This window comes from Methylobacillus sp. DLP286 (genome assembly GCF_056636515.1).
Map to the genome: position 1 here is coordinate 969,590 of NZ_CM153145.1, position 14,217 is coordinate 983,806.

The window sequence follows — 14,217 nt, forward strand, 5'->3', positions numbered from 1 at the left end:
CAGTCTTATTTTCTAGATTGCCTTGAGCGGAATGGTTTTCAGGCCTTTGCCCGTATCCTGCTGGCGCAAGCGCCCGCCCTCGGCATAATTGACGCGCACGTATTCTTCCACGATCACCTTGAAGTCGTCGGCGATGCCCTCGCCCTTGAGGGTCACGGTTTTCTCGCCGTCGACGTAGACAGGGGCGACAGGCACTTCCCCCGTTCCCGGCAGGCTGATGCCAATGTTCGCGAGCTTGGACTCGCCCGGGCCGTTCACGACGCAGCCCATCACGGCCACGCTCATGTTCTCCACCCCAGGATACTGGCTGCGCCAGACCGGCATCTGGTCACGCAGGTAACGCTGGATTTTCTGCGCCAGCTCCTGGAAAAACGTGGAAGTCGTCCGCCCGCATCCGGGGCAAGCGGTCACCAATGGGGTGAATGAACGTATGCCCATGGTCTGCAGGATCTCTTGCGCCACCACCACCTCCTTGGTACGTGGCTCACCCGGTTCCGGGGTGAGCGACACCCGAATGGTATCTCCTATTCCATCTTGCAACAGTACAGACAAGGCGGCAGTGGATGCCACAATCCCCTTGGAACCCATCCCCGCCTCCGTCAACCCGAGGTGCAGGGGATAATCGCAGCGGCCGCCCAGGTCGCGGTATACCTTGATCAGGTCCTGCACGGCGCTTACCTTGCAGGAAATGATGATACGGTCGCTGGGCAATCCAAGGTCTTCCGCCTCTGCCGCATTCTCCAGTGCCGACTGGATCAGCATCTCGCGCATCAGGGCATCCGCCGTCAATGGCGCGGCACGCTTTGAGTTTTCATCCATCATGCGCGCCATCTTGGCCTGGTCCAGGCTGCCCCAGTTGACGCCGATGCGCACAGGCTTGTTGTAGTCGATCGCCGCCTTGATCATGGAGGAAAACTGCTCATCGCGCTTGGAGCCCTTGCCCACATTGCCCGGGTTGATGCGGTATTTTGCCAGCGCTTCCGCGCAATCGGGATACTGCGCCAGCAAGCGGTGGCCATTGAAGTGGAAATCGCCCACCAGCGGAACATTGCAGCCCATATCGTCAAGCTGTCGCCGGATGGCGCCCACCTGCGCGGCGGCCTCCGGAGAATTTACGGTAATGCGCACGACCTCCGAGCCTGCGCGCCAGAGTTCGTGTACCTGCTGAACCGTGGCTGCCGCATCGGCGGTATCGGTATTGGTCATGGATTGCACCACCACCGGGGCGCTACTGCCCACCGGGACATGACCGATCATCACGGTCTTGGTGGTACGCCGACTGAGAGTTTGATGACCCAAGCGCTACTCCAGTGTCAGACGGGCCACGTTGACCTTGGTATAAGGTGCAAGGTCAACCGGGTTGTTGTTGTATTCAAGCTTGGTGCCAGCGGTATTGCCGATCACGACCCTGAACGGCGGCCTGCCAGCAATGACTTCCTCGCTGTTGGCGGCCAAGGTCTTGTTCACGATTTGCTTGCCGCTGCCATCCGCGATGCTGATCCAGGTCGCCTCATCGACTGAAAACTTGAGGCGTGCATCGCCTGCGGCCGGCTGGGACTGCGTATTATCGCCCGGCGCTGCCTGCGGAGCTGGAGCAGGCTGGGCGGGAGGGATCGAAGCCTCTGCCGGGGGCTGTATCTCTTGGGTTGGAACAGGGGCCGCAGGTTGCGCTGGCAATGCAGGGTTTTCCACCACGCGTTCACTAGCAGCCTCACCCTCGTTACCAAGGAGGCCGGCAACAGGCGCCTCCGGCAATCCGGCGCCGGGATCATGCTTCTGGAAGAAGTCGACATAGAGCACCCAGCCGGCCAGCAACACGACAAGCAATACCCCAAACCAGACATAGGGCCGCCATGAGGTGCCGGCCTCGCCGGAAATGACGATATTGGCCGATGGGATGCTGATCGCCTGGCTATCCTGCACGGGCACATATTGACTGTAGACGCGCAATAAAGGAGCCGCGTCGATATTGACCAGGCGCGCGTAGTTGCGGATGAAGCCTCGCGTGATCACAGCTTCTGGCAGCACGGCGAAATCGTCATTTTCCAGCGCCTGCACCTGGCGCAGGCTCAGGCGCAGGCGGTTTGCAATATCTTCGGCCCCCAGGGCAAGGTTTTCCCGCGCGGCAACCAAGGCTGGCCCGATACGGTCGATATAGGTTGGCGCTGCCTGTATTTCCTGTTCAGGAGAATCTTGCTCACTCATCATTACTGTCCTGACAATAATTGTTTTGTCTGCTCGGAGTTGGGGAACTTCCTCCTCAGCTGCAAGGCATAGCTGGCTTCACTATCCCGGTCCCCGGCTTCACGCGCAAGCTTGATGCCCAACCATAACATGTCGGCGGTAGGGCTATTGCTTTCCAGTGCAGGGTTCAAGTAATTGCGTGCAGCCCCATACTCTCCCCGGCTGTGGGCAATCACCGCCAATTGATATCCAGCCTGGAACAGTTGCGGCTGCAATTGCAAGGCATGTTGCAGGTAAAGCTCGGCCTGCTTGATATCCTTCTTGCGCAGCAGGCAGGTTCCTGCATTCATGTAGGCCACGCCTGGCGTGACATAGAGCGGATTCTTTACGGCTTCGGTGAACTGGGCAATGGATTCGTCGATACGGTTGCGCGCGCAGAGAAAACTGCCGTAATTGTTGCGGGTCTCCGAACTTTTCGGATCCAACTGCAATGCCTTGCGGAAGGCCGTATCGGCTTTCTCATCCTCGCGCAACGCGCCATAGACCAAGCCAAGGCCGTTATACGCAGGGGCATAGAAAGGATTGATCTGCGCGGCAAGCTCGAACTCTTCCAGCGCTACCGCAATCTGGTTCTGGGCATAATAACCGGCGCCCAGCTCGGTATGCACACGGGCTCGCTCGCGGCTTGCTTCGGTATCCTGCTTGGTTTCAGTGGCAGCACATGCAACAAGCAGCAACCCGGCGGCCATCACCAGGCATTTCCTCACGCAATGGCCTCCACCTTGATGCGGCGCAACGAGCGCTTGGTCTTGTCGTGCACCTTGCCGGCCAGCTGGCCGCAGGCGGCGTCGATATCCTCGCCGCGCGTCTTGCGCGTAGTCACGATATAGCCAGCCTGCATGAGGATATCGCGGAAGCGGCGGATATTGTCCGGCTTGGAAGTGCCGTAGCCGCTATTGGGGAACGGGTTGAACGGGATCAGGTTGAACTTGCACGGCACGTCCTTGACGATATCCAGCAATTGCTTGGCATGCTCGGCCGTATCGTTGACACCATCCAGCATCACATATTCGAAGGTGACGAAATCGCGCGGCGCTTTTTCCAGGTAGCGCTGGCAAGCCGCCATCAGCTGTGCAATCGGATATTTGCGGTTGATCGGCACGATCTCGTCGCGCAATGCGTCATTGGGAGCATGCAGGGAAACGGCCAGCGCCACAGGGCACTCCTCGCGCAACCTGTCCATCGCCGGCACCATGCCCGAGGTGGACAATGTCACGCGGCGGCGGCTCAAGCCATAGGCCGAGTCGTCCAGCATGATGTTCATGGCCATCACCACATTGTCGAAATTGGCAAGCGGCTCGCCCATGCCCATCATCACCACGTTGCTGATGATGCGCTCTCCCTTGGGATCGCGCCCCAGCGCCTTGTTCGCCACCCACAATTGCCCGATGATCTCGGACACGCTGAGGTTGCGGTTGAAACCCTGGCGCCCTGTCGAACAGAACGTGCAATCCAGCGCACACCCCACCTGCGAGGAAACGCATAACGTGCCGCGCTCGTCCTCGGGGATGAACACGGTTTCGACGCCATTGCCTGCGCCTACGTCAATCAACCACTTGCGCGTACCGTCTTCCGATATTTGCTCGAGATGGACTGACGGAGGCGTAATCACGGCCTCCTTGGCGAGCTTTTCACGCAACGCCTTGGCAATATCGGTCATCTCCCCGAACTCGTTCACGCCAAAATGATGCATCCAGCGCATCATCTGTTTGGCGCGAAACGGCTTCTCGCCAATACTCTGGAAGTATTCGGCGAGCGCTGCCTGGTTGAGATTGAGGAGATTGACCGTCATGCGCTATACCTTAGCGGCTGTAAACGTTGGACTGTGCGAAGAAATACGCAATTTCGTTCGCAGCGTTTTCCAGGGAGTCGGAACCGTGCACGGCGTTGGCGTCGATGCTGTCGGCAAAATCGGCGCGGATAGTGCCTGGCTCGGCCTTCTTCGGGTCGGTAGCGCCCATCAGCTCACGGTGCTTGAGCACGGCGTTCTCGCCTTCCAGCACTTGCACGACGACGGGCCCGGAGATCATGAACTTGACCAGGTCGTTAAAGAAAGGACGCTCCTTGTGAACAGCGTAGAAACCCTCAGCATCAGCCTGAGACAGTTGCACCAGCTTGGAAGCGATGATCTTGAGGCCGGCATCTTCAAAACGGGTGTAGATCTTGCCGATCACGTTCTTGGCAACTGCATCGGGTTTGATAATGGATAGGGTACGTTCAACAGCCATGATGACTCCAAAGATAATTATTTGATAAAAACAACTACGGAAAGACCGATAAAATAACATTTTAGCGGCTTAAAATAAAGCTGGGGCGCAATATTTACCACGTATTTACCCTGCAAAAACCAGGCACTTAACTCACCAAGTATTGACATGCATGGTGACAGGTTCGCGACATTTCATGCCTTAGGCAAAATAAATTGATACTCTCATAAAAAACCCGCCAATGGCGGGCTTGGTCAACCTTGCTGCAGACTGCGTTGTCTGCGCGCCTCATACAGGCAGATGCCGCTGGCCACCGAGACATTCAGGCTCTCGACCGAACCGAACATCGGAATGCTGATCAAGCTGTCGCAGTTTTCCTGGGTCAGCCTGCGCAAACCTGTACCCTCCGCTCCCAGCACCAATGCCAAAGGACCTGACAAGTCGGTAGATGGCAAGTCTACATTGGCTTCCGCCGCAGCCCCGACAATGAACACGCCCGCATCTTTCAGTTCACGCAAAGTTCTCGCCAGATTAGTTACTGCAATAAAAGGCACTGTTTCCGCCGCACCGCAAGCCACCTTGCGCACTGTGGCATTCAAGCCGGTAGCACGATCCTTGGGCGCGATCACCGCATGTACCCCCATGGCATCCGCCACCCGCAGGCAGGCGCCAAGGTTATGCGGGTCTTCCACGCCGTCCAGCACCAGGAAGAATGGCGGCTCCTTGAGGTCGGACTCCAGAATGTCGTGGATATCCTTGTAAGGAATGGGCGTATCCACCACCCGCGCAATCACGCCTTGATGCCGGGCATTGCCGCCTGCTATCCCATCAAGGCGGGCCCGTTCCACCTGCATCACCCGCACATTGGCATTTTCTGCCATATGCAATAAATCCTTCATCCTCGCATCCACCCTGTCCTTGTCGATCAGGATTTCCTGAATGCTCGCCCCATGCTGGCGCAAACGGCTCAATACGGCATGAAAGCCAAACAAAATACGTGCATCACTCATTCAATCAACTAGCTTTCTTCTTGGTTGTCACTTTGGCGCGGGATTTGCCGCTGCTTGCGCGAGGCGGTTTCGTCCTTGCCTTTTTCACCGCTGGTTTTGCAGCCGCCTTGCGCGCCTTGGGTTTGCTCACTACCTCCTGCACCAATGCCTCGATCAGCGGCGCTGCTGCTTTGGCAGCGGCAGGCTGGCGGCGTTTAGGCTTTTCCGCCACGGGTTGCGTCGCTGCCTTCACAGCCTCCGTTGCCGCAACCGGCTTGCCGCGGCGGCGCCTGGACGATTCCTTGGGAGCGTCGGGGGCGGATGATGCCTGTATTTGGTCCTCCCTGGCAACTAATCCGAAGTCCACACGGCTGGTTTCAAGGTCCACGCGGTTCACCTTGACGCGCAGCCTGTCTCCCAATCGGAAGCGGACGCCGGTCCTCTCGCCCAGCATCTCATGCCTGATCTTGTCGTAATTGAAATAGTCGTTCCCCAGCTCGGTCACATGAAGCAGGCCTTCCACATAGACACCGTCCAGGGCCACGAACAGCCCGAAGCTGGTGACCCCTGCCACAGTGCCGTCGAACTCCTCGCCGATCTTGTCCTGCATGTAGTAGCACTTGAGCCAAGCTTCGACGTCCCGTGTCGCATCATCGGCGCGCCGCTCGGTCATGGAGCAATGCTTGCCCAGCTCCTGCCAGTCTCCCGCCTTGTATGTTTCACCACTCAGCGCCGCCTTGATGGCGCGATGGATGAGCAGGTCGGGATAACGGCGGATTGGCGAGGTAAAGTGCGCATAGGCCTCATACGCCAGGCCGAAATGGCCGATATTGTCAGGGCTGTACACCGCCTGTTGCATGGAGCGCAGCAATACGGTTTGCAACAGCTGCTCGTCGGGGCGCCCCTTGATCTGGGCCAGCAATTTGCCATAGTCTTTGGCATGCGGGGTATCGCCGCCGCCCAGGGTAAAGCCGAACTCGCCCATGAAGGTACGCAAGGCTTCCAGCTTTTCCTCGGTCGGGCCGTCATGGATACGATACAAGGCAGGATGCTCCCGCTTGCCGAGAAAATCCGCGGCACACACATTGGCAGCCAGCATGCACTCCTCTATCAGGCGATGCGCCTCATTGCGCGAAGTAGCCTCGATGCGCTCGATCTTGCCGTTGTCGTCGAACACCATCAGGGTTTCATTGCTTTCGAACTCGATCGCGCCGCGCTTCTCGCGCGCCGCCAGCATGACCTTGTACAGCTTATATAAATGCTGCACATGCGGCACCAGCCAGTCATATTCGCGCGCAACCTCGCCCTTCGGGTTGCTGATCATGTCAAACACTTTGGTGTACGTCATCCGCGCCTTAGAGCGCATGACGGAAGGATAAAATTTGTATTGCTTGATGCTTCCCGTATTGCTTATCTGCATGTCACAAATCATGCAAAGCCGGTCCACGTCGGGGTTAAGCGAGCAAAGCCCATTGGACAAGGCTTCCGGCAGCATTGGAATCACACGTCGCGGGAAATAGACGGAATTGCCGCGCTCATACGCATCCTTATCGAGACCGTCGCCCGGCCTGACGTAAAAACTGACATCCGCGATCGCCACCACCAGCCGCCATCCCGCTCCCTGAGGTTCACAGTAGACCGCATCATCAAAGTCGCGCGCAGTTTCACCATCAATCGTAACTAGGGGTAATTCGCGCAAGTCGATACGCCCCTTCCAATCAACGGCACGTACCTGCTTGGGATACTTCTGCGCCTGCTTGAGCGCAGCCTCGGAAAACTCATACGGCAGATGGTGCTTGCGCAGGGCAATCTCGATTTCCATGCCTGAATCGGCATAATTGCCAAGCACCTCAATCACCTTGCCTACCGGCTTGGCATGCGGCGATGGCTGCTCGGTCAGCTCCACCGTCACCACCTGGCCGTCCTTCGCCCCCATGTCAAGGTGGTAGGGAATCAGGATATCCTGGTTCACACGCTTATCCTCTGCCGCAACGATGGTCACCCCATGGCTGCTGATCACACGACCTACCAGCGTCTTGGTCGAGCGCTCCAGCACCTCGACAATCCGCCCCTCCGGCCTGCCCCTTCTGTCCGTCCCGGCGGGACGCACCATGACGCGGTCGCCATGCATCACCTGCGACATCTCACGCGGAGAAAGAAACAAGTCGTCGCCCCCGCCATCGGGAATGAAGAAGCCAAACCCATCAGGGTGCCCCTGCACCTTCCCCGGAAGAAGATTGACCTTTTCCGCAATACACAAGGCGCCCTTGCGGTTCTGGATAATCTGACCATCGCGCTCCATCGCCCCTAAACGGCGCGCAAAAATTTCCTGTTCGGATTTCTTGATTCCGACCAACTGATAGAGCTGTTCCACTGTGACAGGAACGCCCTGCTCCTCCATCACCGATAAGATAAACTCTCGGCTGGGCAAGGGGTTGGCATATTTCGCCAGCTCACGCTCGGCATAAGGATCACTCTCCCTGGGGATTCTGGACTTGCGCTGGGGAGCGGCTTTTTTCATATTTGTTTTTCTAATCTGATTTTTTTTCGTTGACAAAGTATAGCTTTCCTATAAAATGCGCGGCTCATCGATATTCGATGCCCAGATGGCGGAATTGGTAGACGCGCTAGGTTCAGGTCCTAGTGGTGGAAACACTGTGGAGGTTCGAGTCCTCTTCTGGGCACCAAATGATTGATCAAAAAGCGCACCGTTACTGAATTTCAGACGGTGCTTTTTTGTTTCTATACCTAAAAATATACCTTCCAGCACTTCCCTAGACCAAAACTGTAAATTCATAAGCAGGCATTGTCCCACTAAAGCGGTGACAGGTCTAAGACAATTCCATCATTCTGTCGTTTTATGGACTAGCAAAAATTCTCGTAGTATTTAAACAATAGCTGCCTAAACACAATCAAAGACCTTTAACTACCTGCCTAGCGATACATGGCTAGCAACTTTCATATCCTCTACCAGTCGGAATAATCCGACACAAGCTCGGCAATTCTACTGATAGCAGAGCCTGAGCAACCTCCCCTACTATTGGTAACATGCTCTGGAAATTGATCGTTCAATTGCAATGCTATTGAAAAAACGCCGTACATTCAGACGAATGACCATTTGCAATCCTCAGATATCGAGCGTGTAAAGATTACCAATGAGAGAATAGCCATGGATATGCTTCTGGAAACTTTATTGAGAATAGAAAATGGGGAAACCACATTAACACCTACAAATCAAGAAGATATGGTTAGATTCCAGGTCGCGGTCGTCTTTTTGCAATATGCCCATAAGCAAGGCCTCATCAAGCAGCCATGGTTTATTACCAGCACGTCTCGCGAACATCCCTGGCAAATTGAAAAGGTGTCTATGCTGAAATTGACGGCATTGGGGCATAGGTTTCTAAAAATACAAACACTACAAGCCGAGAGTGCTACATCGCCTAGAATCTAAGCTCCACAGAAAACCTATTACTGATTACCTACACGCTAAAAACTACGTTATAATCCGTTCCCTTCGTAGATGCTTGGCTAAGCCCCAACACTATCAAAATGGTAAGCGAAAGTGGCGGAATTGGTAGACGCACTGGATTTAGGTTCCAGCGCCGCGAGGCGTGAGAGTTCGAGTCTCTCCTTTCGCACCAATGACTTAGGGAGAATTAGTTAAGCTCCTTAATAACATTGTGTACAAAGTTGTGTATTTCCTGCTGAGTTTCCAAGCATGACCCGTGTAGGGTAACGTGCAGAAAAACTCACCATATAGGGTTTGTGCCCACTCTAGAGAATCGTCGTATTTGACGGTTCACCCTCCCCCCTTGTTTCAGTAAATCCGAAGGCCCCCATTTTGGGGGTCTTTTCTTTTACCTAAGGAATCTAGATGGCTACCCAAATCAATCTCTCCACCCTCCAGTTAGAACTAGAAGCGGAAGCGACCGAAATAGGCGCGGAAAACTATCGAAGAATCCTCACAGAGAACGGGGAAGCAAACACAGCACCCGGCAAAGCGCTATTAAAGCGTCTAATTGTTCCACTTTCGGAATCAGTCCAAGCCTTCCAAAACAAGGCGCTAGAAGGAAAGCCAGGGCGCGACATCGGGAAAGCGAAGTACCTACTACAGTTCGCGCCTGAAGTAGTTGCGTATGTCACGGCCAAGTGCGCACTGGAAAGGTGCGACCAGGAAGTAACTCTACAGATGGCGGCGCTATCCATCACTCGGCTACTGGAGGATACTGTAAATATCGAAGCGATGAAGGACGAGAGTCCCCGCCTTTATCAGTACCTCTTGGAGAAGATCAAGCGCAGTAGTTCCACCAACCACAGCCATTTCATTATCAAGGCGGCAATGAAGCGTCATGAGATTGTATCGGTTAAGTGGGGATTGTCAGAGCGTCTCGCACTGGGTATCACTCTCCTTCGTATGCTGGAGCAGTCCACAGGCGCTATCCTCCTTGTCAAACAGAGCCACTTCAAGGGTACCGATACCCCTATCTATCTTGAAGCCTCTCCTGAGACACGCGAGTGGCTCAACAAGGGCCACGACAATGCCGCCCTACTCCAGCCAGTAAAGCGTCCTATGGTTGTCCCTCCCTTGCCTTGGAACGGTGTGCGGGGTGGTGGTTATCTATCAAAGCCGCTCAAATACCCCGCTATCACTGCCCGTAATGGCAACCTCCTGGAGGAGCTGAAGAACTGGGACATGCCTAAGGTCTATCGCGCTTTGAACGCCCTTCAGGAGACGCCCTGGGCCGTCAATAAGGCAGTGCTTAATGTCCTCTCTGAGGTATGGGCTACAGGGGGACAGCTAGGGAATCTCCCACCAGCGGATGATTTACCATTACCGCCGCAGCGTTATGAATCACCTGAGGCCGACCCTGAGGCACACACCTTATGGAAACGTGAAGCGCGGGATGTGTATGAGAAGAATACCAAGCTAAAAGGGAAACGCTTTGGGGTAGGCATGAAGATTCGCCTAGCCTCCCGCTTCTCTGAGTTCGAGGCTATCTACTTCCCTCACGTCATGGACTGGCGCGGGCGTATGTACCCCGTAGCTACGTTCTTGAATCCCCAAGGGGATGATGTAGCTAAGGCCCTCCTTAAGTTCTCCCAAGGTAAACCCTTAGGCCCTAACGGTAGGTACTGGCTGGCGGTACACGGCGCTAATTGCGCTGGAGTGGACAAGGTGAGCTTTGAGGAACGCGTTAAGTGGGTAGAGGAACACCATGAGGCCATCATCGACAGCGCTTTGAATCCGCTTGACGGTTCCCGCTTCTGGTCTTCCGTGGATAGTCCGTGGCAATTCCTGGCGTTCTGCTTTGAGTGGCTTGGGGCGTCTATCCAGGGGGAAGCCTTTGTGTCACACCTGAGCGTCTCCTGGGATGGATCATGCAATGGACTACAGAACTACTCCGCGATGCTCAAGGATGAGGTAGGCGGCAAGGCCACTAACCTGATACCTAGCGATACACCTAGCGACATCTATAGTGAGGTAGCTGGTGAGGTGGAAAGGCTCCTACCTGATAGCTCCCCATGGAAAGGCAAGGTCAATCGCAAGATTACCAAGCGCCCTACCATGACGTTACCTTATGGGGCTGGGAGGTTCGGCTTTACTGAACAGATCGCGGATGTACTGAATGAACTGAATGAACAATCTCCCGATGGTAGTTACCTCCCTCATGGCGACACCTTTGATAACTCTAGGGCGTTGGCTGAGGTGGTTGACGAGGCCATTGGTAACGTGGTGGTCAAAGCTGTTGAGGCCATGGACTGGCTCAAGGAAGTCGCTAAGGTTGCCGCCTCGGACAAACTACCGATTTACTGGGAGGCACCTTCAGGGTTCCTTGTGGTACAGGACTACCGTGTAGCCGTGGGCCAGCGCATCAACTCTATTATTGCAGGGGAACGCGTAAGGTTGACGCTCAAGGTAGACACTGAGGAGCTGGACACCAAGAAGCAATCCAACGGGATCGCCCCTAACTTTATCCATAGCATGGACGCAAGCCACATGGTCAATACCATTAACCGCTGTCTTGATCGCGGTATCACTGGCCTAGCGATGGTTCATGATAGCTACGGTACACACGCGGCGGACGCTGAGGCCCTCTCTGAGGAACTCCGTGAGGCGTTCATTGAGCAGTACAGCGAAGATGTGCTTGGAGGGTTCCTTGAGCAGATCAAGCAGCAGCTACCGCAAGAGTTAGTCGACAAGCTACCTCCAAGGCCGGAGCTGGGGCAACTTGATCTGAACCGGGTACGGGACAGTGAGTATTTTTTTGCCTAAATGTTCCGATTCTGGAACAGGGATGGGTTAAATGCCCACTCTAGAGAAATCACACACACCTTTTTTGGAGACGCCTATGAATCGTGACTTGCTGAACTCTACAGCCGCCCATGCGGTAGCAGTTTCAGCGTTCCAAGTAATCGATCAACTCCAGGACTTACCTAAAGCAATGCAGGTAAACGCCCTGGCAGTCCTCTACAAGCTGTTCACTGAGGAACTGAAGTTGAACCATTCCGAATTATTAACGCGAGCAGACCTGATCGTTATGGATGCGGACAAGTATTTCCGCCATGAGATTAAGGCCCTCCGCGATTACATCCGAGAGGAGATTAAGAAATGAAAGTAGAACAACGCGCTGAGGCTTTCCGTCCTGTGACTATCACCTTAAGCACCCCTGAGGAGTTGGCCCTGATGAAACGCATCATGTGGTTCAACACAACGGTACCTGACGCCATTGAGGGAAAAGAGACCTCAGCAGCCCGCACGGAAATGGTGAACTTTATGGGCGATGTAACAGGTGCCTTAGCGAGGTGCGACTTATGAGTTACCGCGACTACTTAATTCAAAAGGCCCGTAGCTACTGGGGAAACGACCACGAGCTACCCGCTGACCTCTTTACCGAGATGCACCTGGAGGGTATCGACATCGACCATGAACAGCGTCTGTTTGAGCAGCAGAACTACGACTAAACAACCAAAAGGAACGACATGGCAGAAGCCAAAAAGCCAGTGCGAGAACGCTTAATCTCGCCTAAGGGTATCGCTGTATATCCACACTTAACCCAACCCGATACACGCTTCTCTAACGGGGGCGCTGGGCATTACACAGTACGCTTGCGCTTCCAACAAGCAGACGTTGAGGACTTTCTCGCTGACCTGGATAAACGGGTAGACGAGGAATTCCAAGCGGCTGTTGAAGAGAACGGCGGCAAGACCTTCAAGATTGTTAAGGGTAAGAAGACGGAGTTCGTCCGTAAGGAACCCTACACCATCGTCCTTGATGACAATACAGGCGACCCTACCGGGGAAGTCGAAGTTATCTTCAAGATGAAGGCGGAGTACACCGACAAGAAGGGCGTAACGCACAAGCTGAAGCCCACTCTGGTAGATGGTAAGGGTCAAGTTATCAAGGGCGCTATCTCTATTTGGGGAGGCAGCATCTTGAAGGTGGAATACGTCCCGCAAACCTATAACTCAACCGTAGGTATCGGCGTTACGTGTTACCTCAATGCCGTGCAGATCATCAAGCTCCAATCGGGCGGCGGCGCAAGCCACAGCTTCGGTGCTGATGAGGATGCAGAGTACGAGTACGAAGCAGATTCAGACGATAGCGGTTCATCGTTCTCGGCAGAGTCTGACTACGAACCCGGCGCTGAGGACACCCCTGACTTCTAAAGCCCCTCGCAGGGTGACGGCCAAAAGCTCCGCAGTACGGGCTAGGGCCATCGCCCAGGGTTACAGAAGCGGCCTTGAGGAACGCATTGCGCAAGACCTTGAGGCCCTTGGGGTATCAGCCGAGTATGAACAGACGAAGATTGAATACATCAAGCCTGAGTCGAAGCATACCTACACTCCTGACTTCGTTTTACCAAACGGAATCATCATCGAATCCAAGGGTAGGTTCCTGACTGCCGATCGGCAGAAGCACTTACTCATTCAAAAACAACTCCCTCAACTGGACATCCGGTTCGTGTTCTCAAGGTCGGCTACCAAGATCAGCAAGACGAGTAAGACTAGCTACGCTGACTGGTGCCAGAAGTACGGCTTTAAGTACGCGGATAAGACTGTGCCAGTGGAGTGGATCAAAGAGAAAGGTAGTAAGAAGAAATGAAGAAGAAACTTGTACGTTTGGAAAACCTGATTACAAACAATTGGGGTTCAACCCTACGCGTCAACTTTGAAGACATAAACCTGGACTTCACGGTACAGCTTGATACAGATGATTCATGGTTCCAAGCGGAAGACATCACAGAGCTGATTGAACACCTGAAGAAGGTGCGTAAAGTCCTCCGTAAAGTCCAGGCTGAGGAATCCGTTGCCAGCTAAGGCCCTCAACCCTTCGTCTATTAAGTATTTAGTAGTACACACAGCAGCAACCAAACCAAGCATGGACATCGGCGTAGCAGAGATTACCCGATGGCACAGGCAACGAGGCTTCCTCAAGGTCGGCTACCACTTCGTCATTAGACGCGATGGCTCAGTCGAAACTGGCCGACCCATTACGGAAGTCGGGGCGCACGTTCAGGGCTACAACTCGCAGTCCCTGGGCATCTGCCTAGTGGGGGGCCTGAATGAAAAGACCGCCAAAGCTGAAAGCAACTACACGCCTCAGCAATGGGCCAGCCTAGAGAAACTCCTCAAGGAACTCCACCAGCAATTCCCTCAAGCAACAGTCCAGGGCCATAGGGACTTCCCTAATGTCGCCAAGGATTGCCCTTGCTTTGATGTGAAACCTTGGTGGGCCTCAGTCAATAAGTAATACAAATCATTTTTTAATTTTCTAT

The 14,217-nt window shown here is 54.5% G+C and carries 16 protein-coding genes and 2 tRNA genes; 11 read left to right on the forward strand and 7 right to left on the reverse strand.

Annotation, left to right across the window (positions count from 1 at the left end; genetic code table 11):
* Positions 1–12: 12 nt before the first annotated feature.
* From ispG to rnr, 7 genes are all read right to left on the reverse strand, one after another.
* Positions 13–1,299 (reverse strand): flavodoxin-dependent (E)-4-hydroxy-3-methylbut-2-enyl-diphosphate synthase, encoded by a 1,287-nt coding sequence (gene ispG, locus ACWXTG_RS04645; protein WP_480220863.1) that lies wholly within the window; start codon positions 1,297–1,299, stop codon positions 13–15.
* 3 nt (positions 1,300–1,302) lie between these two features.
* Positions 1,303–2,208, reverse strand: coding sequence for a helix-turn-helix domain-containing protein (locus ACWXTG_RS04650; RefSeq protein ID WP_480220864.1), 906 nt, complete (start codon positions 2,206–2,208; stop codon positions 1,303–1,305).
* Entirely contained in the window at positions 2,208–2,933 is a 726-nt protein-coding gene (pilW, locus tag ACWXTG_RS04655) for a type IV pilus biogenesis/stability protein PilW (protein WP_480220865.1), read from the reverse strand. The genes ACWXTG_RS04650 and pilW overlap by 1 nt, the downstream gene beginning before the upstream one ends.
* A gap of 14 nt (positions 2,934–2,947) precedes the next feature.
* Positions 2,948–4,036, reverse strand: coding sequence for a dual-specificity RNA methyltransferase RlmN (gene rlmN, locus ACWXTG_RS04660; RefSeq protein WP_480220866.1), 1,089 nt, complete (start codon positions 4,034–4,036; stop codon positions 2,948–2,950).
* 10 nt (positions 4,037–4,046) lie between these two features.
* A complete protein-coding gene (ndk, locus tag ACWXTG_RS04665) occupies positions 4,047–4,472 on the reverse strand; it encodes a nucleoside-diphosphate kinase (protein WP_309565433.1) in 426 nt (141 codons plus the stop codon).
* A 233-nt stretch (positions 4,473–4,705) separates the two neighbouring features.
* Positions 4,706–5,461, reverse strand: coding sequence for a 23S rRNA (guanosine(2251)-2'-O)-methyltransferase RlmB (gene rlmB, locus ACWXTG_RS04670; protein ID WP_480220867.1), 756 nt, complete (start codon positions 5,459–5,461; stop codon positions 4,706–4,708).
* Positions 5,462–5,465: 4 nt separating this feature from the next.
* Positions 5,466–7,961, reverse strand: a complete 2,496-nt coding sequence (gene rnr, locus ACWXTG_RS04675; protein WP_480220868.1) for a ribonuclease R — start codon at positions 7,959–7,961, stop codon at positions 5,466–5,468.
* 79 nt (positions 7,962–8,040) lie between these two features.
* Between rnr and ACWXTG_RS04680 the strand changes: the two genes are divergently transcribed.
* From ACWXTG_RS04680 to ACWXTG_RS04730, 11 genes are all read left to right on the forward strand, one after another.
* Positions 8,041–8,127: transfer RNA gene (locus ACWXTG_RS04680), tRNA-Leu, on the forward strand.
* A gap of 482 nt (positions 8,128–8,609) precedes the next feature.
* Positions 8,610–8,891, forward strand: coding sequence for a hypothetical protein (locus ACWXTG_RS04685; protein WP_480220869.1), 282 nt, complete (start codon positions 8,610–8,612; stop codon positions 8,889–8,891).
* Between the two features lie 105 nt (positions 8,892–8,996).
* Positions 8,997–9,081: transfer RNA gene (locus tag ACWXTG_RS04690), tRNA-Leu, on the forward strand.
* 233 nt (positions 9,082–9,314) lie between these two features.
* Positions 9,315–11,714 carry a DNA-directed RNA polymerase gene (locus tag ACWXTG_RS04695; RefSeq protein ID WP_480220870.1) on the forward strand — a complete coding sequence of 800 codons (2,400 nt, stop codon included), beginning with the start codon at positions 9,315–9,317 and terminating at the stop codon, positions 11,712–11,714.
* A gap of 76 nt (positions 11,715–11,790) precedes the next feature.
* Positions 11,791–12,054 carry a hypothetical protein gene (locus ACWXTG_RS04700; RefSeq protein WP_480220871.1) on the forward strand — a complete coding sequence of 88 codons (264 nt, stop codon included), beginning with the start codon at positions 11,791–11,793 and terminating at the stop codon, positions 12,052–12,054.
* Positions 12,051–12,257, forward strand: coding sequence for a hypothetical protein (locus ACWXTG_RS04705; protein ID WP_480220872.1), 207 nt, complete (start codon positions 12,051–12,053; stop codon positions 12,255–12,257). The genes ACWXTG_RS04700 and ACWXTG_RS04705 overlap by 4 nt, the downstream gene beginning before the upstream one ends.
* On the forward strand, positions 12,254–12,403 hold the full coding sequence (locus ACWXTG_RS04710) for a hypothetical protein (protein ID WP_480220873.1): 150 nt from the start codon (positions 12,254–12,256) through the stop codon (positions 12,401–12,403). The genes ACWXTG_RS04705 and ACWXTG_RS04710 overlap by 4 nt, the downstream gene beginning before the upstream one ends.
* Positions 12,404–12,421: 18 nt before the next feature.
* A complete protein-coding gene (locus tag ACWXTG_RS04715) occupies positions 12,422–13,108 on the forward strand; it encodes a hypothetical protein (RefSeq protein WP_480220874.1) in 687 nt (228 codons plus the stop codon).
* A gap of 13 nt (positions 13,109–13,121) precedes the next feature.
* A complete protein-coding gene (locus tag ACWXTG_RS04720) occupies positions 13,122–13,544 on the forward strand; it encodes a hypothetical protein (RefSeq protein ID WP_480220875.1) in 423 nt (140 codons plus the stop codon).
* Positions 13,541–13,759 carry a hypothetical protein gene (locus tag ACWXTG_RS04725; protein ID WP_480220876.1) on the forward strand — a complete coding sequence of 73 codons (219 nt, stop codon included), beginning with the start codon at positions 13,541–13,543 and terminating at the stop codon, positions 13,757–13,759. Before ACWXTG_RS04720 ends, ACWXTG_RS04725 begins: the two co-directional genes overlap by 4 nt.
* A complete protein-coding gene (locus tag ACWXTG_RS04730) occupies positions 13,749–14,192 on the forward strand; it encodes an N-acetylmuramoyl-L-alanine amidase (protein ID WP_480220877.1) in 444 nt (147 codons plus the stop codon). Before ACWXTG_RS04725 ends, ACWXTG_RS04730 begins: the two co-directional genes overlap by 11 nt.
* The last annotated feature ends 25 nt before the right edge of the window (positions 14,193–14,217 follow it).

What these genes read in the sequence shown, in the direction of transcription:
- ACWXTG_RS04695 (WP_480220870.1), top strand. Translation starts at nt 9,315, where the DNA reads ATGGCTACCCAAATCAATCTCTCCACCCTCCAGTTAGAACTAGAAGCG.
- ACWXTG_RS04685 (WP_480220869.1), top strand. Translation starts at nt 8,610, where the DNA reads ATGGATATGCTTCTGGAAACTTTATTGAGAATAGAAAATGGGGAAACC.
- rnr (WP_480220868.1), bottom strand. Translation starts at nt 7,961, where the DNA reads ATGAAAAAAGCCGCTCCCCAGCGCAAGTCCAGAATCCCCAGGGAGAGT.
- ACWXTG_RS04715 (WP_480220874.1), top strand. Translation starts at nt 12,422, where the DNA reads ATGGCAGAAGCCAAAAAGCCAGTGCGAGAACGCTTAATCTCGCCTAAG.
- ACWXTG_RS04710 (WP_480220873.1), top strand. Translation starts at nt 12,254, where the DNA reads ATGAGTTACCGCGACTACTTAATTCAAAAGGCCCGTAGCTACTGGGGA.
- rlmB (WP_480220867.1), bottom strand. Translation starts at nt 5,461, where the DNA reads ATGAGTGATGCACGTATTTTGTTTGGCTTTCATGCCGTATTGAGCCGT.
- ACWXTG_RS04650 (WP_480220864.1), bottom strand. Translation starts at nt 2,208, where the DNA reads ATGATGAGTGAGCAAGATTCTCCTGAACAGGAAATACAGGCAGCGCCA.
- ACWXTG_RS04700 (WP_480220871.1), top strand. Translation starts at nt 11,791, where the DNA reads ATGAATCGTGACTTGCTGAACTCTACAGCCGCCCATGCGGTAGCAGTT.
- pilW (WP_480220865.1), bottom strand. Translation starts at nt 2,933, where the DNA reads ATGGCCGCCGGGTTGCTGCTTGTTGCATGTGCTGCCACTGAAACCAAG.
- rlmN (WP_480220866.1), bottom strand. Translation starts at nt 4,036, where the DNA reads ATGACGGTCAATCTCCTCAATCTCAACCAGGCAGCGCTCGCCGAATAC.
- ndk (WP_309565433.1), bottom strand. Translation starts at nt 4,472, where the DNA reads ATGGCTGTTGAACGTACCCTATCCATTATCAAACCCGATGCAGTTGCC.
- ACWXTG_RS04705 (WP_480220872.1), top strand. Translation starts at nt 12,051, where the DNA reads ATGAAAGTAGAACAACGCGCTGAGGCTTTCCGTCCTGTGACTATCACC.
- ACWXTG_RS04725 (WP_480220876.1), top strand. Translation starts at nt 13,541, where the DNA reads ATGAAGAAGAAACTTGTACGTTTGGAAAACCTGATTACAAACAATTGG.